The sequence below is a fragment of the Pseudomonas sp. F-14 TE3623 genome (assembly GCF_053629015.1).
Genome location: NZ_JBRJHM010000001.1, coordinates 5,132,250 through 5,156,792, shown reverse-complemented (window position 1 = coordinate 5,156,792; position 24,543 = coordinate 5,132,250). Strand labels below are relative to the sequence as shown.

Annotated in this window: 28 protein-coding genes; 12 read left to right on the top strand and 16 right to left on the bottom strand. The window is 57.2% G+C overall.

All coding sequences use genetic code 11. The annotated features are described in order from the left end of the window. The first annotated feature begins 4 nt into the window (after window positions 1–4). The gene (locus AB7M29_RS24125) at window positions 5–1,372 is read left to right on the top strand and encodes a DUF1329 domain-containing protein (RefSeq protein WP_427622855.1); all 1,368 of its coding nucleotides are present in this window, start codon (window positions 5–7) and stop codon (window positions 1,370–1,372) included. A 289-nt stretch (window positions 1,373–1,661) separates the two neighbouring features. Here the strand turns inward: AB7M29_RS24125 and AB7M29_RS24120 are convergent, their stop codons facing one another. The 11 genes from AB7M29_RS24120 to AB7M29_RS24070 form a co-directional block, all read right to left on the bottom strand. Next, the gene (locus tag AB7M29_RS24120; protein WP_427622854.1) at window positions 1,662–2,144 is read right to left on the bottom strand and encodes a TetR family transcriptional regulator; all 483 of its coding nucleotides are present in this window, start codon (window positions 2,142–2,144) and stop codon (window positions 1,662–1,664) included. Further along, the gene (locus AB7M29_RS24115; RefSeq protein WP_454248178.1) at window positions 2,141–4,021 is read right to left on the bottom strand and encodes an integrase; all 1,881 of its coding nucleotides are present in this window, start codon (window positions 4,019–4,021) and stop codon (window positions 2,141–2,143) included. The genes AB7M29_RS24120 and AB7M29_RS24115 overlap by 4 nt, the downstream gene beginning before the upstream one ends. After that, on the bottom strand, window positions 4,018–5,694 hold the full coding sequence (locus AB7M29_RS24110; RefSeq protein ID WP_454248177.1) for a hypothetical protein: 1,677 nt from the start codon (window positions 5,692–5,694) through the stop codon (window positions 4,018–4,020). The genes AB7M29_RS24115 and AB7M29_RS24110 overlap by 4 nt, the downstream gene beginning before the upstream one ends. Beyond that, complete coding sequence (locus AB7M29_RS24105) at window positions 5,694–6,839, bottom strand: tyrosine-type recombinase/integrase (protein ID WP_454248176.1); 1,146 nt, start codon at window positions 6,837–6,839, stop codon at window positions 5,694–5,696. The genes AB7M29_RS24110 and AB7M29_RS24105 overlap by 1 nt, the downstream gene beginning before the upstream one ends. 140 nt (window positions 6,840–6,979) lie before the next feature. Further along, a complete protein-coding gene (locus AB7M29_RS24100; protein ID WP_048396941.1) occupies window positions 6,980–7,315 on the bottom strand; it encodes a TusE/DsrC/DsvC family sulfur relay protein in 336 nt (111 codons plus the stop codon). Then, window positions 7,312–7,605 carry a sulfurtransferase complex subunit TusB gene (tusB, locus tag AB7M29_RS24095; protein WP_050682729.1) on the bottom strand — a complete coding sequence of 98 codons (294 nt, stop codon included), beginning with the start codon at window positions 7,603–7,605 and terminating at the stop codon, window positions 7,312–7,314. Before tusB ends, AB7M29_RS24100 begins: the two co-directional genes overlap by 4 nt. After that, a complete protein-coding gene (gene tusC / locus AB7M29_RS24090) occupies window positions 7,605–7,967 on the bottom strand; it encodes a sulfurtransferase complex subunit TusC (protein WP_052967905.1) in 363 nt (120 codons plus the stop codon). Before tusC ends, tusB begins: the two co-directional genes overlap by 1 nt. A gap of 1 nt (window position 7,968) precedes the next feature. Beyond that, the gene (gene tusD, locus AB7M29_RS24085) at window positions 7,969–8,361 is read right to left on the bottom strand and encodes a sulfurtransferase complex subunit TusD (RefSeq protein WP_048396957.1); all 393 of its coding nucleotides are present in this window, start codon (window positions 8,359–8,361) and stop codon (window positions 7,969–7,971) included. Window positions 8,362–8,585: 224 nt separating this feature from the next. Then, window positions 8,586–9,290, bottom strand: a complete 705-nt coding sequence (locus AB7M29_RS24080; RefSeq protein WP_454248175.1) for a YoaK family protein — start codon at window positions 9,288–9,290, stop codon at window positions 8,586–8,588. Window positions 9,291–9,318: 28 nt separating this feature from the next. Continuing rightward, on the bottom strand, window positions 9,319–9,648 hold the full coding sequence (locus tag AB7M29_RS24075; protein ID WP_038982575.1) for a DUF6388 family protein: 330 nt from the start codon (window positions 9,646–9,648) through the stop codon (window positions 9,319–9,321). Window positions 9,649–9,650: 2 nt separating this feature from the next. Further along, entirely contained in the window at window positions 9,651–9,905 is a 255-nt protein-coding gene (locus AB7M29_RS24070) for a hypothetical protein (RefSeq protein ID WP_008008546.1), read from the bottom strand. A 162-nt stretch (window positions 9,906–10,067) separates the two neighbouring features. Between AB7M29_RS24070 and AB7M29_RS24065 the strand changes: the two genes are divergently transcribed. Next, entirely contained in the window at window positions 10,068–10,418 is a 351-nt protein-coding gene (locus tag AB7M29_RS24065) for a hypothetical protein (protein ID WP_007904889.1), read from the top strand. A 136-nt stretch (window positions 10,419–10,554) separates the two neighbouring features. On the opposite strand, the gene AB7M29_RS24060 is transcribed toward AB7M29_RS24065, so the two are convergent. Then, window positions 10,555–10,986: a GNAT family N-acetyltransferase gene (locus tag AB7M29_RS24060; RefSeq protein WP_454248174.1), complete on the bottom strand. Its 432-nt coding sequence runs from the start codon at window positions 10,984–10,986 to the stop codon at window positions 10,555–10,557. A 148-nt stretch (window positions 10,987–11,134) separates the two neighbouring features. Between AB7M29_RS24060 and AB7M29_RS24055 the strand changes: the two genes are divergently transcribed. From AB7M29_RS24055 to AB7M29_RS24045, 3 genes are all read left to right on the top strand, one after another. Then, window positions 11,135–11,572: a hemerythrin domain-containing protein gene (locus AB7M29_RS24055; protein ID WP_217857136.1), complete on the top strand. Its 438-nt coding sequence runs from the start codon at window positions 11,135–11,137 to the stop codon at window positions 11,570–11,572. 138 nt (window positions 11,573–11,710) lie between these two features. Beyond that, window positions 11,711–11,860 carry a hypothetical protein gene (locus AB7M29_RS24050; protein ID WP_454248173.1) on the top strand — a complete coding sequence of 50 codons (150 nt, stop codon included), beginning with the start codon at window positions 11,711–11,713 and terminating at the stop codon, window positions 11,858–11,860. A gap of 242 nt (window positions 11,861–12,102) precedes the next feature. Beyond that, entirely contained in the window at window positions 12,103–12,696 is a 594-nt protein-coding gene (locus tag AB7M29_RS24045) for an NUDIX domain-containing protein (protein WP_123722043.1), read from the top strand. Between the two features lie 44 nt (window positions 12,697–12,740). On the opposite strand, the gene AB7M29_RS24040 is transcribed toward AB7M29_RS24045, so the two are convergent. Then, window positions 12,741–13,259 carry a methylated-DNA--[protein]-cysteine S-methyltransferase gene (locus tag AB7M29_RS24040; protein ID WP_454248172.1) on the bottom strand — a complete coding sequence of 173 codons (519 nt, stop codon included), beginning with the start codon at window positions 13,257–13,259 and terminating at the stop codon, window positions 12,741–12,743. Between the two features lie 152 nt (window positions 13,260–13,411). On the opposite strand from AB7M29_RS24040, the gene ggt reads away from it, so the two are divergent. From ggt to AB7M29_RS24025, 3 genes are all read left to right on the top strand, one after another. Further along, window positions 13,412–15,139: a gamma-glutamyltransferase gene (gene ggt, locus AB7M29_RS24035; protein ID WP_217857134.1), complete on the top strand. Its 1,728-nt coding sequence runs from the start codon at window positions 13,412–13,414 to the stop codon at window positions 15,137–15,139. Between the two features lie 136 nt (window positions 15,140–15,275). Then, the gene (locus AB7M29_RS24030) at window positions 15,276–15,809 is read left to right on the top strand and encodes a cysteine hydrolase family protein (RefSeq protein WP_217857133.1); all 534 of its coding nucleotides are present in this window, start codon (window positions 15,276–15,278) and stop codon (window positions 15,807–15,809) included. Between the two features lie 114 nt (window positions 15,810–15,923). Beyond that, window positions 15,924–16,928, top strand: a complete 1,005-nt coding sequence (locus tag AB7M29_RS24025) for a helix-turn-helix transcriptional regulator (protein ID WP_454248171.1) — start codon at window positions 15,924–15,926, stop codon at window positions 16,926–16,928. A 150-nt stretch (window positions 16,929–17,078) separates the two neighbouring features. Here the strand turns inward: AB7M29_RS24025 and AB7M29_RS24020 are convergent, their stop codons facing one another. The 3 genes from AB7M29_RS24020 to AB7M29_RS24010 all read right to left on the bottom strand — a co-directional run bounded on the left by AB7M29_RS24020 (window position 17,079) and on the right by AB7M29_RS24010 (window position 18,643). Next, complete coding sequence (locus AB7M29_RS24020; protein WP_237886973.1) at window positions 17,079–17,576, bottom strand: RES family NAD+ phosphorylase; 498 nt, start codon at window positions 17,574–17,576, stop codon at window positions 17,079–17,081. Next, complete coding sequence (gene parS, locus AB7M29_RS24015) at window positions 17,576–18,151, bottom strand: type II RES/Xre toxin-antitoxin system antitoxin (protein ID WP_454248170.1); 576 nt, start codon at window positions 18,149–18,151, stop codon at window positions 17,576–17,578. Before parS ends, AB7M29_RS24020 begins: the two co-directional genes overlap by 1 nt. A gap of 132 nt (window positions 18,152–18,283) precedes the next feature. Continuing rightward, window positions 18,284–18,643, bottom strand: a complete 360-nt coding sequence (locus AB7M29_RS24010; protein ID WP_454248169.1) for a DUF6124 family protein — start codon at window positions 18,641–18,643, stop codon at window positions 18,284–18,286. 575 nt (window positions 18,644–19,218) lie between these two features. Here AB7M29_RS24010 and AB7M29_RS24005 point away from each other — a divergent pair. From AB7M29_RS24005 to AB7M29_RS23990, 4 genes are all read left to right on the top strand, one after another. Further along, window positions 19,219–21,087: an amidohydrolase gene (locus tag AB7M29_RS24005; RefSeq protein ID WP_454248168.1), complete on the top strand. Its 1,869-nt coding sequence runs from the start codon at window positions 19,219–19,221 to the stop codon at window positions 21,085–21,087. Between the two features lie 18 nt (window positions 21,088–21,105). Further along, window positions 21,106–22,848, top strand: coding sequence for an amidohydrolase (locus tag AB7M29_RS24000; protein ID WP_454248167.1), 1,743 nt, complete (start codon window positions 21,106–21,108; stop codon window positions 22,846–22,848). Between the two features lie 114 nt (window positions 22,849–22,962). Further along, window positions 22,963–23,703 (top strand): TorF family putative porin, encoded by a 741-nt coding sequence (locus AB7M29_RS23995; protein ID WP_454248166.1) that lies wholly within the window; start codon window positions 22,963–22,965, stop codon window positions 23,701–23,703. 136 nt (window positions 23,704–23,839) lie between these two features. Next, entirely contained in the window at window positions 23,840–24,493 is a 654-nt protein-coding gene (locus tag AB7M29_RS23990) for a peroxiredoxin (RefSeq protein WP_038982589.1), read from the top strand. Window positions 24,494–24,543 lie beyond the last annotated feature (50 nt).

Here is a 24,543-nt window from a genome sequence, read left to right as displayed (position 1 = left end):
CCTAATGAACACAACAGCATTGCTCCGTTTTAACTTCGCCATCGTCATCGCTTTGATGGCCAACAGCGTACAGGCGGCGGTATCGAGCGTTGAAGCGGCGAAACTGGGTAATACCCTGACTCCAATAGGTGCGGAAAAAGCTGGAAATGCCGATGGCAGTATTGCGCCATGGACTGGCGGTCTTGCCAAGAATGCTGGTGAGGTTGGCGCCAACGGTGCACTGAGCGATCCGTTCAATAGTGAGAAACCCCTGTTCACCATCACCGCGCAGAATGCTGCGCAGTATCAGGAGAAACTCACCCCCGGTCAGTTGGCAATGCTTAAACGCTACCCCGGCAGCTATCGCATGCAGGTATACCCAAGTCACCGTAGTGCGAGCCTGCCGGACTCCGTCTACAAAGCGATTGCCAACAATGCGATAAACACGCACCTGATTTCAGGCGGTAATGGTTTGGATAGCTTTGATATGGCTACACCTTTCCCCATTCCGCAAAGCGGTTTGGAAGTGGTGTGGAACCACCTTACACGCTATCGCGGCGGCAGCGTCCGGCGAACCCACGTACAAGCGACGCCGCTGGCAGATGGTACCTTTATGCCGGTGTACTTCGATCAGCAGTTCACCTACCGAGACCAACTCAAGGACTTCGATCCAAAAAATCCCGGTAACGTGTTGTTCTATTACAAGCAACTAGTCACCGCGCCAGCGCGCTTGGCCGGTGATGTGGTGCTGGTTCACGAAACGCTCGATCAGGTTAAAGAGCCACGCATGGCCTGGGTATACAATGCGGGTCAACGCCGTGTGCGTCGCGCGCCACAAATTGCTTACGACGGTCCTTACCCCGCGTCGGATGGCCAACGCGTGGCGGACAACCTGGACATGTTCAACGGCGCACCAGATCGCTATGACTGGAAGCTGATGGGGAAAAAGGAAATCTACATTCCCTACAACAACTACAAACTGGACTCCCCGCAACTGCAATACAACGACGTAGTAAAGGCTGGGCACCTGAATGCTGACTTCACCCGCTATGAACTCCACCGTGTATGGGTAGTGGAGGCGACGTTAAAACCGGGAGAACGGCATCTCTACGCCAAACGCGTGATCTATGTTGACGAAGACACCTGGCAGATCGTATTGGCTGACCACTACGACGCTCGCAACACTCTGTGGCGAGTGGCTGAAGGCTTTATGACGCCGATCTATGACAGGCAGATTCCTTGGTTGGGCGTAGAAGCGTTGTACGACTTGATCAATGGCCGCTATATCGTTTCAGGCCTACGCAACGAAGAAAAAAACCCAATGGAAATCGGCTTTAAAGCCCTCGGAGCGGACTACACACCAGCAGCCTTGAGAAGTGCTGGGATTCGCTAACAAACCTGCTACAACCTGACGCTACTTCGTCGACGGCCATAAGCCTGAGACCTCGCCGCCACCATAATTGGCGGCTTTTTTTTGCCAACTGAATGTTGGCAGCCCCCTAGGCGAGAAAGCTGAACTTCTTTTCCAAAAAAGAAAGAAGGGCACCAGTCTACCGTTTAGGAGCTAAACACAGTGTTAGATGCGCCTAAGCCTAGTTTTCTTGCTTACGCTTCCATTCGGTTCCAGGGGCTTTTTTGTGTTGGACGAGATTTGTCTTCCATTGATAAATTTTTTACCTGGTTTAACTTTTTCGAAGATTTTCGAGATGCAGATGAACGTCGTCGCCGTCTGATGCGAGTTTGCGTGGAGTGGATGAAGTTAGTTCAACCACGTTTTGATTTCTCAACTTAGATTTGAGCGCCTGGTTCTCGTTCAGCAGCACTTCGTTGATGGATGCGATGCTGGCGAGCTTCGCCCGCAGGGCCTCAATCTCTTGACGGTAGCCTGCTGACTTTTGGCGTTCGACGATCAGATCTTGATTTTTCACATCCCGCATAGCGCGGCTGGATCGCCCCTGCTTCTCCCGTATTGTCTCTGCAATTTCTGGGTAGTGATTGTGGATCAATGCCGTCGACACGCCGGCTTCGCGTGCAACGGCAGCGATGGTCAACTTGGTTTCCTGGGTATGAGCCCGCCCCTTTTCGATACGGTAGATCGCTAGCTTGAGTTCCTTTTCTCGATCCACGGCAGGCTTGTAATTGGCTGTTTTGTTCTTATTCTTCATGCGGTCAGATCCTCCGAAGGCATGCCCAACTGAACCAATACGTCTCGGCAGCGGTTCAGGTCGCGAATAACGCGCTGGCGACCTCCTTCTCCAATGTCTTTGCAGTGCTGCAGCCCTTTAAGCTCATCGTACAGTCGCTGGTAGAAGGGTGCATGTGTGCTCCCAATCACTGAGTGGTCGCAGCCACTGCAGCGAGAGCGTTCAAGGGTGTTGCCGACGCAGCCGTTGTTGTCCGCTGTACACCAAGCGTGACCGTTGCTGCGGATCGCTGTGCTCTCAGCAATGGATTTCAGCATCGAAGCGTGATCCTTGAAGATCAGCAGGTTTTCTGGCTCCCGCTGCCAGCCCCTAATGGCGCGTCCGTAGCCTCCTGATAGAGACTCATCGCCCATCCAGCTGTCGACGACGCCGAGCTTGATGTCTTCCAGCTCTCCTTGGATTTCCAAGTACAGATCAAGATCAAGATGTTGTCCCCAACTATCGTCCATCGCATAGCCCAAGGTCATGTCCATGGACCAGTGAGCGTAATGCTCTTTGAGGTAGCGTAGGTCGCCAAAGCGGCTATGCGCGGCGTAGTTGGCGAACTTACGTCGAAATTGGTGGCTGGTGAGCTTCCAGATTAATCCGCAGTCTTCGGCGAATGCTTTTAAGAGGTTGACCCAACTCATGTTTGAAAGCGTACGAACTCGGCTATCTTCATTAAAGTAAACGCCCAAAAACAGCGAATTACGGTGTGTAATAGCTTCAGCGATCTGAGGATCTTGCGGGTTGATTCGACGCCGCTTAGTGACTTCGTTGGCAATCATCGCTTGGTAAGGCGCAGCCCAGCGCTCCATGACGCGCAGAGCACGTACCGCAGCCTCTGGGATCATCCAGTCATGGATCCCTTTATCTGTCTTCTCTGACTTAGAGCGCATCCAGTGATAGATCTTGCCCTCATCATCCTCCGTGCGGTGGTGCGCCCCCGATTGCAGGTTAGCCAGTTCATGATTGCGGCAGCCTGAGGTGCTCGCCAGGACGACGTAGCATGACATGCGTAAGTCTGAGAGGGACTTACTGAAAGTTCTCGCGCCACCTTCCCAGCCCCTAGCATCCAAATACCGTTTTTTTGCATCGTACATACTTCTGGTACTTAGGCTTTTGCAGCCCGCTGCGAAAGCTTCAAGATCATCTCGCAGATCGAGCAGCAGTTTGCCGCGCTCCACCTGCTGATGAGCCTTTTCGAACAACGTGCAGAACACGTCATCGGGAATTAATGGCGTTTTTCCACCACGGGACATACCGATAGCGCTGGCCATAGCTCTTGCAGAGGTTTCGGGCCATGGATGCTTAGGTATTTTGTCGTCGGTGTACTGGCTTAGCTCATAAATCGCCTCAACGGCTGAGTAACGCCCTATAAGTGACTCTGGGAGCAGCGGTTTGTTAGATTTGGCGATTCTGTGAGCCTTGCAGGCTGAGACGTAGGTTGCTGCAATCATAGGCGTTAACGACCGTAAATGATCGAGCCCAAGCGTCTCTAGATGTCGCAAGAATGGGATTGCCGTTTCAAAAAGTCGACGAATCCCCGCGCCCTTAGGCCGATCGCCGTCATGGCGACCACGCCTCATGTAGCGATAAATTATTGCTTTCATCGCCATCCGAAATGGCTTTGGCATGGTGATGAAATTTAGGTATCTCTTACTGGCCCCGACGTTAGTGGGCAGACGGTGTAGCTGCCAAATGTCGTCACCGTAGCGGCTGCGAATAACCCACTGCCCATCAACCTGAATTGCGTTGATGATCAGCATGTCGCGCTCTAAGTCGGACAGCCCACGTACATCGCCAGGCTGAGCGGTGATGGCCTCCCAAGTTAATTCGTCAGAGATATTGTCAGTCATGAAAAGACCTCCAAGCTGGCAATGAGATCAACTGACCAGAAGGAGTGTGGTTTGGCACGAGCGCGCTCACGAGCGGCGTCCACGGCTGCAGCCTTGAAGGTGCCACGGCGAAGCCCCTCGGCGACGATGTAATGGTCGATAAGGCGCGGGATGTGTGCGTACTCGCGTGCCCAGCGCCGCTTGTCCATACGGGAGCATTCAGTCAGCACGCGGAAGTAGAAGCTGAACAGTTTGTACAGGTCTTCGGCGGTCACTGCGTAGTGCTTACAGCGTAGGCAGTTCATGAAATTCATGCAGGTGGAGCCATCATGTTTTGGAGCGAACTGACCATTCAATGGGTCGCTACAGCGACCGAGGGGCGTGTCCTTGTAGGTTGCGCCGATGGTCGCTGTCAGCAGTTCCTGTACCAGTACCTCCCCCATGAACCGCCAGTTTCGACGGGCATCCTCGCTTGGCGCGAGATAGTTTTGATCAGCTACCCGCGGAGTGTTCCCGAGAGCGGAGGCGGTGGTTGCGAGATCTCCGTCCGTCAGCTCGAAAATACGGTTTGCAAAGGTTTTCCGTAGGCGGGAGATGTTGATGCGCAGAGGCTTCCCGTCGCAATCCTTCAGCTCGTACTGTTCTACGAAGCGGCATATCGCACTATCTAATATGTTCGTTCGCAGTGAGGTGACTTGACCGGCTGCATTTGAAGCCCGACTGCGGAATAGCCACACACGTCCTTTGAGGTCGTCCGGCGCTTCTGAATCCAAGGGCTCGGTCAACACCATCATTCGACGGATTAGACGTTCTATGTTGATTCTGACGCTGGGCATTGCCTCCAGGAGCCGTTCGCCTTTCGATTCAGCCCGCAAAGCTACTTTGCTGGTGTTATAGCCACGCCGCTTCCACAGAACCAAGAAGACGGTGTCGTCTTTAGGATGAGGGCGCAGGCAATTACGGCTCATTTCCAGCAAAGGCGTAAGATTACGTCCGGTGTGGAGGGCTATGACAAGTAAGGCATATGCCAACAGGTCGCCAGTGATAGGAGTTCCATCGACCCATATGGGTTTAATGGCGTGCCGTAATGCCACTGTAAACTCATGTCGCTCACGCTTCGATAGAGCTGTCTCACTCTTGTGCTTGCGGTTGGAGTTCGGAAATGGGTTGCGTGGGAAAGTGGCCTCATCACCAGATATCACCAATCTGAAAAAACCGCGCTGTCCGAGTGCAGCTAGCACTGACTTGGTAGGCGTGTAGTAGTTTTTCTGTCCAGCGGTCGTTAGATCTTGCCCAGATAGATGTCCAAGATAGCCATCGATAAGGTTCCGATTTAGATCATCCAACGCCAACGCACGCTCGAAAGCCATTGCTTGGAGTAGGCAGTAGTCAAAAAAATGTGTTAATCCATTGCAATAACCGACCACAGTAGTAACCGAGGGGGCGCCATCTTGCCCCGCTAGGAAACGCTCAATTTGACGCTGGCAGGCGTAAGTGATGGCATCAATGCCCGCGCCATACCACCTCGCAAAATCGAAATTTCGTTTGGTACTGGTGTTGCGCCCGAACGACACCACCGTAATCTTTGGAGGGACTGACTCAGAGAGGATGATCACATTGCCTGCCGTGTCGATGTTGTGCTCGATTTGCGGAATGCTGAGGTCAGTTTTGGCAAATTCCTTTCGCTTTCCCATCAGGCTGCACCTGCCATTTCGTTTAACTCGTCGTCATATGCCAGCACAGCCTCATCGGCCATTTCGTTGATCAGGTGCAAGTACACCATGGTGGTTTGAATCGAGCTGTGGCCAAGCTGCCGCTGAAGGTACACCAGGGGGTCGACCCCGTTCTGGGGGTTGCGCTGAAGATTGACCAAGGTGTGGGTTGCATAGGTATGGCGCAGCATGTGCGTATGGACTTCGATTCCAGCTGATTTCCCGGTCTCGCTGATGATCCGGTTTAGGCTCTTGCCGGCGCTGGAATAAGGTTCTCCCAGATGGTTGAGAAGCAAAGCCTTCTGGTTCTTGCCCAGAGATGCCCGCTCACCACGCACTTTTGACACGTAGCGATAGAGTTCAGCCATGAACTTGCGACTGACCCAGATTTGTCGCTTCTTACTACCCTTGGTCTCCATGCCGCTGCCGTCGTACGGATCAAGCAGAATTCGAAGATTGCGCTCGGTTCGCCCAGCTTTGTCCGGATCGAAAACATACGCCACTGGAAAGGTGGCAAGTTCGTTACGGCGCAGGCCTGTGCGCAGGGCTAGCTGAATCATGATCCGATGATGTGGATTCTCCGCCGCAGCCATAAATGACTTGGCCTGGGCTATGCTCAGGAACTCGGGTAGGGGCTTGTGACGACGCGGCATCACGTCGTTCACCAGCGCTTTGCCTCCGCTGGCATCCACATGCTTAAGGAAGCCTGTTTCGCGCTTCACGATTCGCTCTTCGTGACCGAACGGTAAGCGCTTCACCCAGCCCTTATCCAGGGCGAATTCGTAAAACTTGCAGATGTACGTCAGACGCTGGCGAGTAGTGTTGCGAGCCAGTCCGCACGTCACCAAGCAGTAGTCTCGGTAGGCAGCCACAAGGCTCTTGGCCTCTCCGCGATCTACGTCCCGCCAATCAAGATCATGGGCTTGCAGGAAGCTGAAGAAATCGTACAGTGCCCGTCCAGTGCTAGGCCAGGATTGCTTTGAACCGATGTCCCCGCGAAGGAGATAGAAGCGGAAGAACTGATTGGCCTGGCTGCAGCTCTCCATCGAGTCCCACAGCAGGATCGGAAACCCTTGGTAAGGTTGTCCGGCGATTACGAAATCCTTGGTGCCCCACAGAAGCTCCATCTATCACCCTGTCATCGACCAATCAATCGGTGTCCTGTCTGAGTGGATTGACTGAAGGCTACTGCTGCAGTCTTCCACTCCCAATCAGATAGACCTATGATTTTAATATCAGATAGATCTAACTACCACAACGCTCCGGATCATAAGCAATTCGTCGGTTTGGGCAGGCCCGCCAGTTTTGCGGCGAGTTTGGCAGGGGTGCCTTTGAACAGTCGGTTCAGGTGCAGGCTGTTGCCCTTGTCGGGGCCGAGTTTCAATGCGGTGTACTTGATCAGCGGGCGGGTCGCCGGGGACAGCTGGAATTCGTCGTAGAAACTGCGCAGCAATTCGAGGATCTCCCAGTGTTCCGGGCTCAACTCGATGTCTTCTGCAGCGGCGAGGGCGGCGGCCACTTCGGCAGACCAGTCACTCAGTTCGACCAGGAAACCGTCCTTGTCCAGTTCAATGGCGCGGGCGCCGACCGTCAGGGATTTCATAGCCAACTGTTGACCTTGTCGTAGTGAATCGACAGTTCGACGAAGGCCGGGTAATCGATGGCCTTGGCCCAATCCGGGACTTCCAGAGCCCGAGCTTGAGCATCTTCGCCCAGCACGAACAGTTTCAGGCTGCGAGCCTGCAGCGTGGTGAATGGTGCGGTGCCTGGCTGCAAGGCATAAGCCGCATCGCCACTCAGCAGCAGCGCATCGTTGGCACCGATCACGCGCAGGCAACTGCTCAGGCGGTCGTTGCCGAAAGGGGAATGAGACAACACATGCAAAGTCGACATCAGAGGGTGATCACCTGGTCGTAACGGTCAATAAGGGCGGTGATTTCCTGGGCGGCCAACACCTGGGCTTCTTCAAGCGACAGACCTTTTGGGTCCAGACCACGGGCCGCGGCGCTTTCACCGCACACGAACAGGTCTTCGACACCAAACATCGGCAAGGCTTGCAGGTTGGCGCTCAGGTCTTTCTGTTGCAGCGCCTTGGCGTCCTGTTTCGCGGCGAGCTGGAACACGCCGTCATCGAGAAATAGCAGGCCGATCGGCAGATCGAAGGCACCGCCGGCCAGTACGATGTCCAACGCTTCCCGTGCATTCGGCCCGGACCACGGCGCCTGACGGCTGATAATCAGCAAGGATTTAGCCATCTCACGCACCTCCGAAACAGATCAAGCGGTCAGCGTCCTGCACCGCATCATGCAACTGGCCGAGGCCGGACAATTCCCATGGCGCGCCTACTGCTACCGCTTCACGCTGATAGCGCTGGGCTTCTTCCTCGTTCAACACCCCACGGCGCAGGGCGGCGGCGATGCAGACCACGCCATCGAGTTGATGCTCAGTGACAAAGTTGCGCCATTGCTTGGGCAAGTCCTGCTCATCCTGAGGCGTGACCACGCTGCCGGAGGCGTTGTAGACGCCATCCTGATAGAAAAACAGCCGGACAATCTCATGCCCGCCAGCCAGCGCGGCCTGGGCGAACAGCAAGGCACGGCGCGAGGAGGGCGCATGGGCGGCGGAAAACAGCGCAATGGCAAACTTCATGACGGACTCGATCAGCAAAACTGCGGCCATGATAAAGCTTTATCGGCGGGGCGGCGAAGGGCGTTTACTCGTAGACCGAGTCGCTGCCTTCGCGAGCAAGCCCGCTCCCACACTCGATGTCTGTCGATCACAAAATCGTGATCCGCCGCAGATCCAGTGTGGGAGCGGGCTTGCTCGCGAAGACGGACTTCCCGGCAACATAAATTCAGGATCTGATCACCTGATCAGCGTGGCATATACCCCAACTGCCAACGCCGCGGAATCTTCAACGACAGCAATCCCAGCACCCCCGCCAGCAGCCCGCTGACAAACAGCGCCCCGAGCCCAAGGTGATGTTCCAGCAAAGCCCCAATCACCGCGCCGGCAAACATCCCGGCCCACGGGATCAATTGCACCCGCCAGCCGTTGCGCCGTTCGCCAAGCATCCATCGCCCCAGACCACGGCCAAACCGCGACAACGCGCCGGTGACGTAAGTCAGCCCGACCGGCAGGCCATTCACTTCTTCCACGGCGGCATTGAGCATGCCCATGGCGATGATCGTCGCCAGCAGCGCCGGCAATTGCGTTTCGTAGGGCCAAGCCGCAGCGCCGCAGAGCAGGGTGGCGATGCACAGCAGCAACGGCAACGCCCGACGGCCACCGAAACGGCTGACGACAATGCCCAGGGCGTTGCCGGCGACGAATGTGGCCACGAGGATTACCAGGCGCAGGGTCAACCCGAGGTCGCCATCGCTGATCGCCACGGCCAGACGAGTGGTGTTGCCGCTCATGAAGGACACGAAGTCGCCGCTGGCCATGAAGCCGATGGCATCGGTCATGCCGGCGAGCACCGACAAACTGGCGACCATCGACAGGCCGATGCGTCCGCGCCATTTATGGGTATGCAAATGGCCCGGTGTGGCCCGGGTACTTAAGGGCGAAGGCAGCATCGACGAAAGCTTCCTTGAGCAGCGATGATTACTTGGTTAACCCATATAACTCGCAATACTCCAGCCAGTCCATGCCGGCCATCTCCGCGACTTCCTTGTGCACCTCCAGGCGTTGGGCCTGGTAATCCTCAGGTGTGGCGGCAGTCAGTTGCAGCGTCAGCTCCCAGGCAAACAAACCCAGGCGCTCAGCCTCGGCTTCGAACGCTTCATGCAAGCGCTCGTCGCGGTATTGCGCCACTGTCACGCCCTTGGCTTGGGCCAACAGTGGATTCAGGTTATCCAGTTCGATGCGCAATTCAGGACGCTCATCGAGAAACTTTTTCAGCGCCTGCTCGTGTTGCTGTTCGGTTGCCGCCATGGTCACTCCTTAGAAGACTGCTTTTTGCTCGCCTTGGCGGCCGCGGCCAGACACTCCAGAGCAAATTGCTCGGGGTAGGTCATCTGGATCGGCGTGGTTTCGCCTTTGACGGTTCTTTCGCCATCGAGAATGTAACGAATCCGCTTGTCGGTGACGCCAATACGTTTGGCGATCCAGGAAGGCGTCTGACCGATCTGGCTGATCAGCTTGTCGGCGTATTCAGCGGTCGGTTTGTAGTATTCGGCGTTGGGTGTCATGACCTTTCCAGAAAAATGCGCCCGGAAAAATGGGCGATGCGGCGTTAATGGCGCGACAGGGTGCGCGAATCGTTGCGCGGTGTCGCGGTATAAATGAAGTAAAGCAGAACGATACGCCGCGCCGCGGTGATACAGTCCGCTTTTTCTTGATGAGCGAACGCAATGCGAATTCTGATGGTGGCGCTGGCCGCAACCTTGCTGGCGGGCTGCGCCGGATCGGCGATGAATGACGCCCGCACCAAAACTCCGTACAAAACCCTGACCTCGGACAAACCGGAAAAAGTCGTCGCCCAGTGCGTGCAATTTGCCTGGCAGGACGAAGCGGTATTCGGTGTTGATGCGGGCGCGTATTTGCAGCCGGGCAAGAAGGGTGGCTCGACGGTCTACACCCGTTCGGCCGAGTCCTTCGTGGACGTGACCACCGACGCCTCGGGTACAGCATTGAGCTACTACGCGCAGCATGACGATTTTGTCGCCAAGCGCCGTTTGGCGGCGTTGGCGACCTGTCTCTGAGCAGTCTGCAGTTTGAGGCTCAATCCCCAGACGATCGGCCGAGGCCATTCCAATGTGGGAGCGGGCTTGCTCGCGAAGGGGCCTTCAGGGGCGCCAAAAGCTTCGCGAGCAAGCCCGCTCCCACAGGTTGCGCGTCTTAATCAGTGTTAATGAGGCGCTTCTGGAAAAAGAAGCGCTTGTGGCCCGGCGGATAATCGGCAATGTGCCCCAACTCGCTGTAGCCGTGCTTCTTGTAAAACTCCGGCGCCTGGAAGTCGAAGGTGTCCAGCCAGATCCCCACGCATTCCTTTTCCCGCGCCAGGTCTTCGGCCATCTGCATCAGCTTCGAGCCCATCCCTTGTCCTCGGGCCAGCTCCGGCACCGACAATAACTCAATGAAAAACCACTGGTAAAACACTCGGCCATAAAGCCCGCCGAGAATCTCGTCGCTGTCATTGCGTACCAGCAAAGCAATCTGTTCCGACACCGTGGCCCCGGCCTTTGCGGCGTTGTAGGTGCGCAGTGGTGTGAGGATCGCCTCGCGCTCCTCCGGAGTGGCATTTTTCGACAATTCGATTCGCAGAGTCATAGGCAACACATCCTTATGGCAGTGAACACGGAGCCTATCCCGGTTGCGGCGATTGTTCTATCCCCCCGAAGCCCAAGGAACCCCCGGGGCTCCGGGAATGTCTAGCGTGAACAGCATCGTTGTTGAAAGCAGTCATTGAGGGCAGCCCGTGAACATTTTTGAAGCCTTGCGCGAAAGCCACGACCGTCAGCGCCGCTATGCCGATGCACTGATTCAAACCAGTGGCGACACCCCGGAACGGGTCGAGGCTTACAAACGGCTCAAATCCGAGCTTCAGGCCCACGCAACCGCTGAAGAACGCCATTTCTACATGCCGCTGATGGAGTTCGACAACGGCGTGGATCTTAGCCGCCACGCTATCTCCGAACACCACGAAATGGACGAGATGATGGAAGCGCTGGATGCGACCGAAATGTCCAGTCCATCCTGGTTGGCAACGGCGAAAAAGCTCTCGGAGAAGGTCCATCACCACCTCAAAGAGGAGGAGCAGAAGTTCTTTCAGATGGCCGGCAAGTTACTGGACGAACAACAGAAAGAAACCCTCGCCGGGCAGTATCAGAAAGAATACAAGGCGCAACTTTCCTGAGGATGAAAGCGCCGCAATGCGGTTCACGCCGTGCGTGATGATGATAGGCATCTCCAAGCCGCTGACCCGGCAACAGGGCGATGCCCTCAATGCCCAACGCACCAAGGTCGCCAATCTTCGCTGCGCAAGTGGCTAGGGGTGACGCTGGTGGTGGCAGGCGCAATCGGCTGCGTTGCAGTGAGCCAGACCCAGTTGCTGGGCTTTGACTTGGGATTGATGTCGGTCCTTGCCGTGCCGGTGGGCGCGGGGCTGTTCGTGACCAGGCGGCGGTTCGAGCAGATTGGCTGAAGGTCAGGAAGGTGTGTTGACCGGGCGGATACCTTGCTCCCGCTTGAGTGCATAGCGCTCACAAAAATCGCAATGGTTGTCAGATTTTTGGGGCCGCTACGCAGCCCAGCGGGAGCAAGCTCCCTCGCCACAGGTTTCTCTGGCTCAAGGTTCTCTTGAGTGCACAGCATTACGACAGTCGCCGGGCTTTTCTGTTTTCGCCTAATATGGACGCTTTCTGACGAACATAAGGATGGATTGTCATGTCGAACACAGCCGAGCGGGTCAACATCATCGAGTCCCGGGTGCTGTCCCACGACTGGTATCTGCTGAAGAAAATCACCTTCGATTATTTGCGCAACAACGGCGACTGGCAGCGTCAGACTCGCGAGGTCTATGACCGCGGCAATGGCGCGGCGATTCTGCTGTTCAATCGCGAGAAGAAAACCGTCGTACTGACCCGCCAGTTCAGGCTGCCGGTGTTCGTCAACGGCCACGATGGTTTGCTGATTGAAGTGGCCGCCGGGCTGCTGGAAGGCGCTGCGCCCGAAGAGCGCATTCGTGCTGAGGCCGAAGAGGAAACCGGCTATCGCGTCCACCATGTGCAGAAGGTTTTCGAGGCTTACATGAGCCCCGGTTCAGTGACTGAAAAGCTGCATTTCTTCATCGCCGAGTACGACGCCTCTTCGAAGGTCAGTGATGGCGGCGGGCTGGAGGAAGAAACCGAAGAACTGGAAGTGCTGGAGTGGAAGTTCGACGACGCGCTGGCGGCGTTTTATCGTGGGGAGATCTGCGATGCCAAGACCATCATGCTGCTGCAGTATGCGGCGATGAAGGATGTCTTCGGAGCGGTTTGAGCTGCGGGCGGCGATTTAGGTTCCCTGTCTTTTTGTAGGGGCCGTCAGATAAACAAATCATCCATTCTGCCGGCTCCGCGACACTCGTACCCCTCCAGCGTCAGCAACTGCTCTTTCGCCTCAAGCCCACCGGCAAACCCCGTCAGTTTCCCTGACGCTCCGATCACCCGATGACACGGCGCGACAATCGAAATCGGATTCTTGCCATTAGCCGCCCCCACCGCACGAACCGCACTGGGATTGCCGATCTGCCGGGCAATCTCGCTGTAGCTGCGCGTCTCGCCAAACGGAATCGTAAGTAGCGCCTGCCACACCTTCTGCTGAAATTCCGTCCCGGCAAAATCCAGTTCCAGCTCGAAACGGTTACGCGTGCCGGCGAAGTATTCCTGCAGTTGCTGTGCGGTACTCACCAGGATCGGGTTGTCCGCTGCTTCAGTCATCGGCCCAAGCCTTACCCGACCCGGTTTGTCGTTTTCCCAGAGGATGGCCGCCAGTCGCGCGCCTTTCGCCACCAGTTTCAATTCGCCGACCGGAGACGCCAGGGTGGTGAAGGTATAGGACATGCCGGCGGACTCCGTAAAAGTACTGAACAGGGGGCCCAGCATACTGCCTCGTCGGGGAGGCGCAATACGCAATCCCAGCCATACTTGCCTACTGCTCTTGAACCGTTCCCTCTGTTTTTGAACAGAACCTAAAAACAAAAAGAGACCGACTCATGAAGTTCGAACCTTTTACCAAATCGCTCGTGGCAACCACATTGGCGCTGAGTTGCCTGACCGCCCATGCGGCCTCCGTCGCCCCGGTCGCGGCCGAAAACGGCATGGTCGTCACCGCCCAGCATCTGGCCAGCCACGTCGGCGTCGATGTGCTCAAGAATGGCGGCAACGCCGTCGATGCCGCCGTTGCGGTGGGTTATGCGCTGGCGGTGGTGTACCCCGCGGCGGGTAACTTGGGCGGCGGTGGTTTCATGACGATTCAATTGGCGGACGGGCGCAAGACCTTCCTCGACTTCCGTGAAAAAGCCCCGCTGGCCGCGACACCCGACATGTACCTCGACAAAGAGGGCAACGTCATCCCGGAGCTGAGCACCCGCGGCCACCTTGCCGTTGGCGTGCCGGGCACCGTTTCGGGCATGGAACTGGCTCTGAAGAAATACGGTACCAAACCCCGCAAGGAAGTGATCGCCCCGGCGATCAAGCTTGCCGAAGACGGTTTTGTGCTGGAGCAGGGCGATGTCGACTTGCTGGAGTACGCCACCGACGTCTTCAAGAAAGACATGCGCGACTCGGGCTCGATCTTCCTGAGCAATGGCGAGCCGATGCAGGTCGGCCAGAAACTCGTACAAAAAGACTTGAGCAAAACCCTGCGGGAAATTTCCGAGAAGGGCGCCGACGGTTTCTATAAAGGCTGGGTGGCCGACGCCATCGTCACCTCCAGTCAGGCCAACAAGGGCATCATCACCCAGGCTGACCTCGACAAATACCAGACCCGCGAACTGGCGCCGATCGAGTGCGATTACCGCGGCTATCACGTGGTCTCGGCGCCACCGCCAAGCTCCGGTGGCGTGGTGATCTGCGAGATCATGAACATCCTCGACGGCTACCCGATGAAAGACCTGGGCTTCCGCTCGGCTCAGGCGATGCACTACCAGATCGAAGCGATGCGCCACGCGTATGTGGACCGCAACAGCTACCTCGGCGACCCGGACTTCGTGAAAAATCCGATCGCTCATCTGCTGGATAAAAACTACGCGACCAAAATCCGCGAAGTCATCGATCCGCAGAAGGCCGGCGTATCCCGCGAGATCAAACCTGGCGTAGCGCCTCACGAAGGCAGCAACACCACCCATTACTCGATCGTCGACAAATGGGGCAATGCGGTGTCGGTGACTTACACCCTCAACGACTGGTTCGGCGCCGGCGTCATGGCGAGCAAAACCGGGGTCATCCTCAACGATGAAATGGACGACTTCACCTCGAAAATCGGCGTGCCGAACATGTACGGTCTGGTGCAGGGTGAAGCCAACGCCATCGCCCCCGGCAAAGCGCCGCTGTCGTCCATGAGCCCGACCATCGTCACCAAGGACGGCAAAGTCGTCATGGTTGTCGGCACTCCCGGTGGCAGCCGCATCATCACCGCAACCCTGCTGACCATCCTCAACGTGATCGACTACGGCATGAACATCCAGGAAGCGGTGGATGCGCCGCGTTTCCACCAGCAGTGGTTGCCGGAAGAAACCAACCTGGAGAACTTCGCCACCAGCCCGGACACCAAGAAGATGCTCGAAAGCTGGGGGCACAAATTTGCCGGGCCGCAGGACCCTAACCATATCGCAGCTATTCTGGTAGGTGCGCCTTCGCTGGAAGGCAAGCCAGTGGGCAAGAACCGCTTCTATGGAGCGAATGATCCACGGCGTAATACCGGGTTGTCACTCGGTTACTGAAACAGGCGATCAGCGGCCACCTGAACTCCCCGGGTGGCCCCGATCTCCGATCCTCGAACGCAGCCTCGACAGCTGCTACAGACCAGAAAGGGAGTTGTAATCCATCGTTTTACCGACCTATCTAAGGAAGGAAGCCATGAGCACCGCACTCCTGATCATTGATGTCCAACGCGCGCTGTGCACCGGCGAGTATGAATGCTTCGACATCAAGCGCGTCATCGACACCATCAACGATCTCAGCACCAAAGCCCGGGCCGCCGACATCCCGGTCATCCTGATCCAGCACGAAGAAGAGGGCGACCTTCTGCAATACGGCAGCGAAGGCTGGCAACTGGCCGATGGTCTGAAGACTTCACCCCAAGACCTGCGGCTGCGCAAAACCACCCCGGATTCGTTCTACCAGACCCGCTTGCATGAACATCTGCAAGAACTGGAAGCCGACCGCCTGATCATCTGCGGTCTGCAAACCGACTACTGCGTCAACGCCACCGTCCGCCAGGCGCATCAATTGGGCTACGACGTCGTGCTGGTGGCCGACGCCCATTCCACCATCGACAACGGCATGATGAGCGCCGAAGACATCATCGCCGAACACAATAAGGATCTGGCGCACCTGACCGGCTCCGTGGCGCGGATCGATGTTATGCCGGCCAGTGAAATCAAAGTCTGAAAACAATGCCAGTCCCGTGGCGAGCGAGCTTGCTCGCCTGGTGCTGGACGCAATCGCTGCGCCTATGGCATGGTCAAAAAAATAATACGCCATGCAGCGAACGGGATCAGAACGATGGAGGAGGGTGATGAGGTCGGCGCCAAGGCGTCGATGGCAACGCTGCAAGCGTTCAATCTTTGCGTATTGCACCTGGGGCGCCTTGCCCGAGATCGCGGCGCATCCCGGTTCATCACCGATGGCCTGCAGGCATTCAGTCAACTGGTGCCCTTCGCTTCGGCCTGGTGGGGGGAGATGTCTGCATTAGGTGTCGATGTTTCGCCCAGAAACTGGATGCACGGGCGAATCAACCTGCCCGAGTCGTTTGCCGCCGAGTGGCACACGTGTGCGCGCAACGACAAATTCTCCCATGACACCATGAGTCGACCCGGTGAGGTCGTGCGCGACAGTGGCTTCACCGACCCCAATGAAGAAGTGAACGCCTTCGCTCGGCGCCACGATCTCTACTACCTGATGTGCATCACCTTCGAGTTACCCGAAAGCGGTTTGATGTTCTTTGTCTGTCTCTACCGAGGCATTGATGCCTCGGCTTTCAACTACAGCGAGGCCGATCTGTTTTCGGCCTTCTGCGATCATCTGTTGCAGCTATGGCGATTTCAGGTGCAGGACATGATCCGCTTTGACACGGGCAACGGGGCGTCGGACTTTGGCGTCGCGCGCATGGACGGCAGCTTGCTGTACGTGGGGGCAACGCTGTGTGCCGCCATTGAGCGTGAGTTACCCGGCTGGAACGGTTCAATGCTTCCCACGCAGGTGATCGCGCAACTGCAAAAGGCACCCTGCGTTATGCGCCTGGGCCGCTGCGCCCTGACACTGAGCCCAAACGCCGAGCACGTCATCCTGTCGCTCGAAGCCCAGTCACGCGGGGCGATGCTTGCGCCACGCGAGCGAACGGCAGCCATGCTGTTCGCCGCCGGCCATTCCTACAAGGAAATTGCAAAAATCCTGGAGTTGAGTCCTGCGACAGTGCGCACCTATCTGCGCAACTGTTACTTGCAACTGGGTGTGAAGAGCAAGGTGGAACTGGGTTCGGTGCTGCGTTCAGCGATGCCAGTCAGTTGAGCGCAATCCCTGTGGGAGCGGGCTTGCTCGCGAAAGCGGTGGGTCAGGCAACATCAATGTTGACCGTGCCGCCGTCTTCGCGAGCAAGCCCTCTCCCACAGGTTCCGCGGCTTAACTGACTGGCATGGAGGCTTGCCCGCGAAGGCATCTTTATGGCGAAGGCTTATTAAGCCGCCCATCAAGGGCAAAAGGTTCTTGCAACACCAACTCGTACAACCCATTAGCCAATTGCGGGTTCATCAACAAATTCCAGCTATGCGGCGAAACACTAGAAGGGACCAACACAAAGGGGTACACACTTAACAGGTCCGCACCGAACTGTTGCTGGCTGCGACTTGGGGTGCCCGGTACCAGCCAATTAGAGTTTGCAATGCTGTCGGGCTGCACCACATAAATCCTGGACGGGTTCAGCACACGTGCCTGCGTAAGGCGATGGGGCTTGCAATCCAGCGCGTCGAAATTTTTATGCACCGCAACTTCAAGGATGGCCGTAGAGGCATCCAGGGCTGCATAAACCGTGGCCATACCTTTAGGGTTCCAGCGCCCACCGACTTTTTCAGCCCCTACGCCCGAATTCCAGGTGGGGGCATGCTCAGCAGGATCAAGGCGCCAGAAGTGAATCTCACTGCTCAAAGGGTCTTTAGCCATCAATAGACCCCGTACTCAATGCGAGTCAGAAAGTCAGTCACCAACTCATACCCGACCGAATTTGAAATCAGGTCGATGGGCACCTCACCATCCAGACCCCGAGCAGGTTTGACCATCCACTGCTCGGCAAGCTCACGCGAACCCAGCACATCCGTTGCCTTTTCCAAGACCTCTGCATAGTTGAGCGCTCGCGTGCTTTGCTCCGCGGTCAACGCTTCATTGGGCGTTTTCAACCGCCGCGCTAGCGTGCGATCAGATGCACCAACGATTTTCGACAGCACTCCGCGTTGCTTATACACCTCGCTGTTTTCGATCATGTCGAGCACCGACTGCAGCGGGAAACCGTTTTTAACGGCCCTGTAAATCTCCATACGATCATCGCTATTTTTTCCAGAAAGCAAGACCGCAACCATTGGGGGCACGCGACTCGAACCCGGCATTGCCACCTTCGCCGCACGCTCGCCATTACTCAAGACGGTTACGGCAACATTGGATTCGCGTGGTTTAACCTTTCTTTTTTGGCTGGCATCTTTGACAGCCTCGTCGACTACAACATCTTTTTTCTTGGCGCTCATGGCAGCCTCCGCTGCTTTGTCATCTGGCATAAACTATAGTGCCAAATGGCAGAAAAGACCTAATCCAGCTACAACGCACCCCTGTAGGATCGCCGCACCGCTCGCTCCTACAGAGGAATGGAGCTCACGTTTCTAAGGCGTATCGATTTTATCCAGCACCCGGTTCGCCGTGATCTCCGCCACCATGATGCTGTTTGAAATGCCCAGCAGGGCGTAGCGCGATTCACCCTCCAGATGATCCACCAACTGATGGACCATCACATCGACCGAGGCCAGCGTCTCGACCAAAAAAACCGCCAGGGTTTCGGCTGTGGCTTCTGGGTTCACGGAAAGCATAGTGCTGGGTGTACGCGCGGTAGCTTTGATGTCGGCATTCGACGGGAAGTGGAAGTTGAGGGCGCGTTCGGCGGCCTCGTTGAGCTTTTTTGAATCGAGAGATTCGTAGGGGGAGGCCGGGTCTGTGACCGGCGGGTTGGGTGTGACTTTGAACATAGATGAAAACTCCTTGTTGCAGATTTTAAGGAGCATCACCCTCGCTACCAAACGAAGAGTGGCGGCCATACGCGGGTTGGTAGACCGGCTGCAACAGGAAACCCGGCGCTCACAAAGGAGCCCCACGCATGACCACCATAAAAGCAGAGTCCCAAAAAAGAGACGGCATAAGGTGTTGCCATACGGCTGTTACAAGGCGGGCTACCAAACCCGATCACTGTTTTTCAGTGACAGGGAAACGATATAGCCCGCCCCATAGCCGCACAAGCCGGCGGATTCTGGTGCAGCCGTAGGCAACGGCGCAAGGTTTTGTAGCTTTCAGGAAGTAACTTAGAGGTCTTTTAAACAAGCCTCTTCGATCAATGTTGACTGTGCCGCCGCCTTCGCGAGCAAGCCCGCTCCCACAGGTTCCGCCGCTACACCCGATCGGACCCCTGTCATTTAATTACCTCACCCCTCCTCATTTGTAGAGGTCCATCCGACGCCCGCGCCCTATAGGGTATGCCCTGCATATCAGAGGCTTGCGGCCGTCTGTTCGGGCCACTTCCAAAACTATAAAAATAGAGGTGAGGCAGTTGAAATTTTCCAGGCTGTTTATCGCCGTTGCGTCGACAACGGCATTTTCCTGCATGGCGCTGGTGGGGTGTCAGACACAGGGGTCGACACCGGCTGACATGGTGATGCGCAACGGCTATGTCTACACCGTCGATGGCAAGAACTCGGTGCAGCAGGCGATCGCCGTCACGGGCGGGAAAATCGTCTATGTCGGCAGCGATGAAGGCGTTGCTTCGTACATCGGCACGCAGACCCAGCTGATCGATCTGGCGGGGCGCATGTTGATGCCCGGCTTCGTCGATGCGCACATGCATCCGGGGGACGGCGGTCGCGCCATGACGTTGTGCGACCTGAAATACCAGACGATGACCCGCAAGGTTTTCCAGGAAACCATTCAGGCGTGTCTGGATGCCGACAAGGGTAAGGGCCCGGATGTCTGGCTTGAAGTGGGCAGTTGGGACCGCATGGGCATGACCGGGCTCGACGGCGATCCCGACAAGTCGACGCTGGATGCGCTCAAGACCACTCGCCCGATTCAGGTCCGTTCCACCGACTTCCATACCGTGCTGACAAACTCTCGCGGCCTGGCGGTCGCGGGTATCAACAAGCACACGGCCAATCCGGGTGATGGCAAGTACGTGCGCGACAGCGCCGGCAACCCGACCGGTATCTGCGAAGACGGTGCCGCCGATGCCATGGCCGCCGTGGTGCCGCCGGCCAGCGACGCAGAAAAACTCAACCAGACCCGCGCGGCGCTCGACGCCATGCGCCAGCAAGGCATCACCAGTTTCTTCGATGCCTTGTCGGGGCCTGAAAATGGTAAAGCGTTTACCACCCTGCAACAGTCGGGTGAGTTGACCGCACGGGCCTTGCTGGCGATCAAACTCGACCCTGCTGCCGCTGCTGCAGACCCGGCGAAAACCATTGCCGAGGCCAAGGCATTGGCCAACACCTATGACCAGGGCGAAGCCAAAGTCGCGCCGGGTGTGAGCATGCGCCACGTCAAATTGTTCATGGATGGCATCATCAACGCGCCGGCGGATACCGGGGCAATGCTGACACCGTACTTGCGCAATGCCGGCACGGATGCCGCGCCCAAGTGGACGCCTGGCAAGAATACCGGTGAGCTGTACTTCCCGCCGCAAGTGCTCAATCCGCTGCTGTTGCAAGCGGTGCAGGCCGGCCTCGATCCGCACCTTCACGCCACCGGGGACCGAGCGGTGCGTGACTCGTTGAACGGTATCGAATACGTGCGCCAGCAACTGCCGGGCAACGGTTTTCGTCCGGCCATTACTCACGCTGAATCGGTAGACCCCGCCGACTATTCACGTTTTAAAGCGCTCGATGTGACCGCCAACATGTCGTTCCAGTGGGCCCAGCAGGCGCCGTCCACGGTCGACGGCACCAGCGATCATCTCGGGCCTGCACGTTTTGCCCGCATGGAGCCATCGGGCAGCATCAGCCGCGCTGGCGGCCGGGTTGCTTATGGCAGCGACTGGCCCGTCGACCCGCTCGATGAATTCCTGGCGCTGAAAATCGGTGTCACCCGCTCAGGCGATCCGCTGAACCCGCACAGCTATGGCCCCAAGTATGCGGGCAGGTTGAATGCCGACCCGGCGCTGTCGCGCACCGACGTGCTGCGCACCATCACCATGAACGCCGCCGAGCAACTGAAACTGGACGCTGTCGTCGGTTCGGTCGAGGTTGGAAAATTCGCCGACTTGATCGTATTGGATAAGAACTTCATGCAGGTCCCGGAGGATGAGCTGGGCCGAAACGAGGTGCTGCTGACGGTGGTCGGCGGCAAGGTCGTGTGGGCCAAGGCGCCGTTCGTTGGACTTGACCCGAAGGCGTTGTCACAAGCGTCCACATCCCGAATCGCCCAATAAAAACAAGAGAGTATTCCGATGCAACTATTCATACCCAACCTGTTGGCCGCAGCCCTGGCCCTTTCCTCGGTGCAGGCCATGGCCGCTGCTGATCTTGTGCTGTTCAACGGCAAGGTCTTTACCGCCGAACCCGGTCAAGGACTGGTTCAGGCAGTGGCGGTGCAAGACGGCAAGATTCTAAAAGTGGGCAGCGATGACGAGATCAACGCCCTGGCCGATGCCCAGACGCAACGAATCGATCTGGCGGGCAAAGTATTGATGCCTGGAATGATTGATACCCATAGTCACCCGGTCGTTGCGGCCTTCAACAGCCAGGGGGCCAATCTGCTGGATGAAGTAAAGCCATTGCCGGAACTCGAGCAATGGGTGATCGAGCAGGATGAAGCGGGGCGTGCACGGGCCGGTGACGTGATCAGTATTGCCGGGGTGAGTTCGGCCTATTGGGAGAAAAGCCGCGAGCTCGGTCAGCGCTTCAATCAGGGACGCTGGGCGGACCAACCGGTGGTCCTCAGCGGGATTGACGGGCATACCGGCTGGGCCAACAACGCGATGCTCAAGCGTCTGAAGATCGACGCGGCATTGGTAAAAGGTCTGTCGGAACAGGACCGCAGCTTCGTGGGGCACGCAGCGGACTTCACCCCCAATGGTTTGTTCGCCGAGTCGCGCTGGGACAAGGTACGCAGTCAGATTCCCGCGCCCGGCAACGAGGTCATGTTGAAGGCTGCCCGTGAGGCGGTGAAGGTCAATAATCAATATGGCGTTACCGCCTGGATGGACGCGGCAGCGAATGCCGGAAGTGGTGATTCGCTGTTCGATTTCCAGGCCACCGAGCAGAGTTACGGTGTTCTACCGCTTTACCGCGAACTCGCAGAGAAGGGCGAGCTCAACGCCCACGTCGCGGCTCTGCTGCTGGCCAACCCAAAAAGCCGGTCGGCCGATCTGGAAGTGCTGGCCAAGGTGATGAAGAAATTCGAGGGCGTGCCCAACCTGAGCTTCCCTGGCATCAAGGTCTTCGCTGACGGCGTTCTGGAGTTTCCGGGGCAGACGGCAGCGGTGATTGTTCCGTTCACCAACAGTCACAAAAACGGTCAGCTGCTGATCGACCCGGCACACTTTGGTGAATTGGTAGTCGCGGCGGAGAAGCGTGACTGGATTGTGCACACGCATGCGGTCGGCGACCGTGCCGTACGTGAGTCACTCAATGGCTTTGAATACGCACGCAAGCTCAACCCGACACCGATGGCCCACAGCATCACTCACCTGCAACTGGTCAATCCAAAGGAATTCCCGCGCTTCAAGCAGCTTGGCGTGCTCGCTTCCATGCAACTGCTGTGGGCTACCGGCGAGTCTTACACGGTGGAGTTGGTCAAACCGTATATCAGCGCGTTCGCTTACGGATATCAGTATCCCGCCAGGTCCCTGCATAACGCCGGAGCGGTCATCGCCGGTGGCAGTGACTGGCCGGTGTCCAGCCCCAACCCGTGGAATGCCATCGCTCAGGCCAGCACTCGCAAAGGGCCGCTGGGTGTGTTGAATGCCAATGAACGCATTGATCGCCAGACCATGTTCTACGCCTACACCCTCAATGCCGCCAAAGTCCTGCGGCTGGAACAACAGATTGGCTCGCTGGCGCCCGGCAAACAGGCCGATCTGATCATCCTCGACCGCGATGTGTTCAAGGTCAGCGACGACGAGCTGTTCGACACCAAAGTGCTGAAGACTTTCTTCGCCGGCAAGCAGGTTTACGCGCCCGCGTCCTGACGACCGACCATTCGCCGGCAGCAGCCAAAAAATGCTCTTGCTCCTCGTATTGCGAGGGGCAGGGCAACGCCATGCCCGAAATCACCCGCTGATCCATAAAAATAAGAGACTTGTATGAACGTACGCTCAGCATTGACCCTTGCCAGCCTTGTATTGGCTCCCCTAACCAGCCAGGCACTAACACTTAACGACAACTTCAGCCTGGACATGACCCTGGGCGTTGTCAGTGACTACCGCACCCGTGGCATTTCGCAAACCCTGGGGGATCCGGCGGTTCAGGCTGGCGCCACGCTGGTGCACAGCAGCGGCTTGTACATGGGCGCCTGGACCTCGAATGTCGATTTCGGCGGCCCCTACAAGACCCGGCAGGAACTCGAGTACTACGCGGGCTACTACTGGCAGGCGACCGAGGCAATCAGTCTCGATCTGGGGTACCTCAAGTACGACTATCCAAAGGAAGGCCAATTCAACATGAGTGAGGTCTACGCCATCCTTGACGTTTATGGCGTGAAGCTCGGCGCCAACTACTCAAACGATACGCCGAACTTCTTTGGCGAGGACCAGGACACCCTTTACACCTACCTCAGCTACACAATCGAATTGCCGGCCGAGTTCGGCCTGGACCTGCGCGTGGGTCGCAACGATGTCAAAGACCCGGCTTTCTGGTCCACCAACGGTGAAAGCCGTGATGCCTACACCGAGTGGGAAGCCAAACTGACCCGTGATTTCGTCGGCGTGACCTGGGGCCTCAGCTACATCGATACCGACCTGTCGAAAAGCGAATGCGCGAGCTGGTACGGCTATGACGATCTATGCAATGCCACCGTGGTAGCCAGTGCCAGCAAGGCCTTCTAAGCGGGCGCGCCAATAACTGCCTTGTGTTCAAGCGTCTCCTATACTGATCCGCGTTGACAGGTTCAACGCAGATCCTGAAGGCCGTTGGAACAGCAGTCAGCGGCTTCCCTACGACTCAACAGTAAGGAGAACGAACATGGCAATCCGTATTGGCGACGAAGCACCGGACTTTACCGTCGAAAGCACCGAAGGTCCGCTGCATTTCCACGAGTGGATCGGCGACAAGTGGGCGATCCTGTTTTCGCATCCCAAGGACTTCACCCCGGTGTGCACTACTGAGCTCGGCTACATGGCGGGGCTCAAGCCAGAGTTCGATAAACGCAACACCAAGATCGTCGGGCTCAGCGTCGACCCTGTCAGTAACCACCAGACCTGGGCCAAAGATATCGAAGAGACCCAGGGGCATGCGGTCAACTATCCGATGATCGGGGACGAGAACCTGGTGGTGGCGAAGCTCTACGACATGATTCATCCGAATGCCAGTGGCGGCGCACGGACTGCGGTGGACAACGCTACGGTGCGTTCAGTGTTCATCATCGGGCCGGACAAAAAGGTCAAGGCGATGCTGATCTACCCGATGAGTGCCGGACGCAACTTCGATGAAGTGCTGCGTCTGCTCGATTCTTTGCAATTGAATGCCAAGCACACCGTTGCCACCCCAGTGAACTGGCGTCCGGGCGAGGACGTGATCATTCCCACTTCGGTCTCCGACGAGGATGCCAGGAAGAAATATCCGGATGGCTTCAAAACGGTGAAACCTTATTTGCGCACGGTGGCGCAACCGAAGTAACCGATCCGTTGGGAGACCCAATGCCAGTCAATTAGGCGAAATCCATGTGG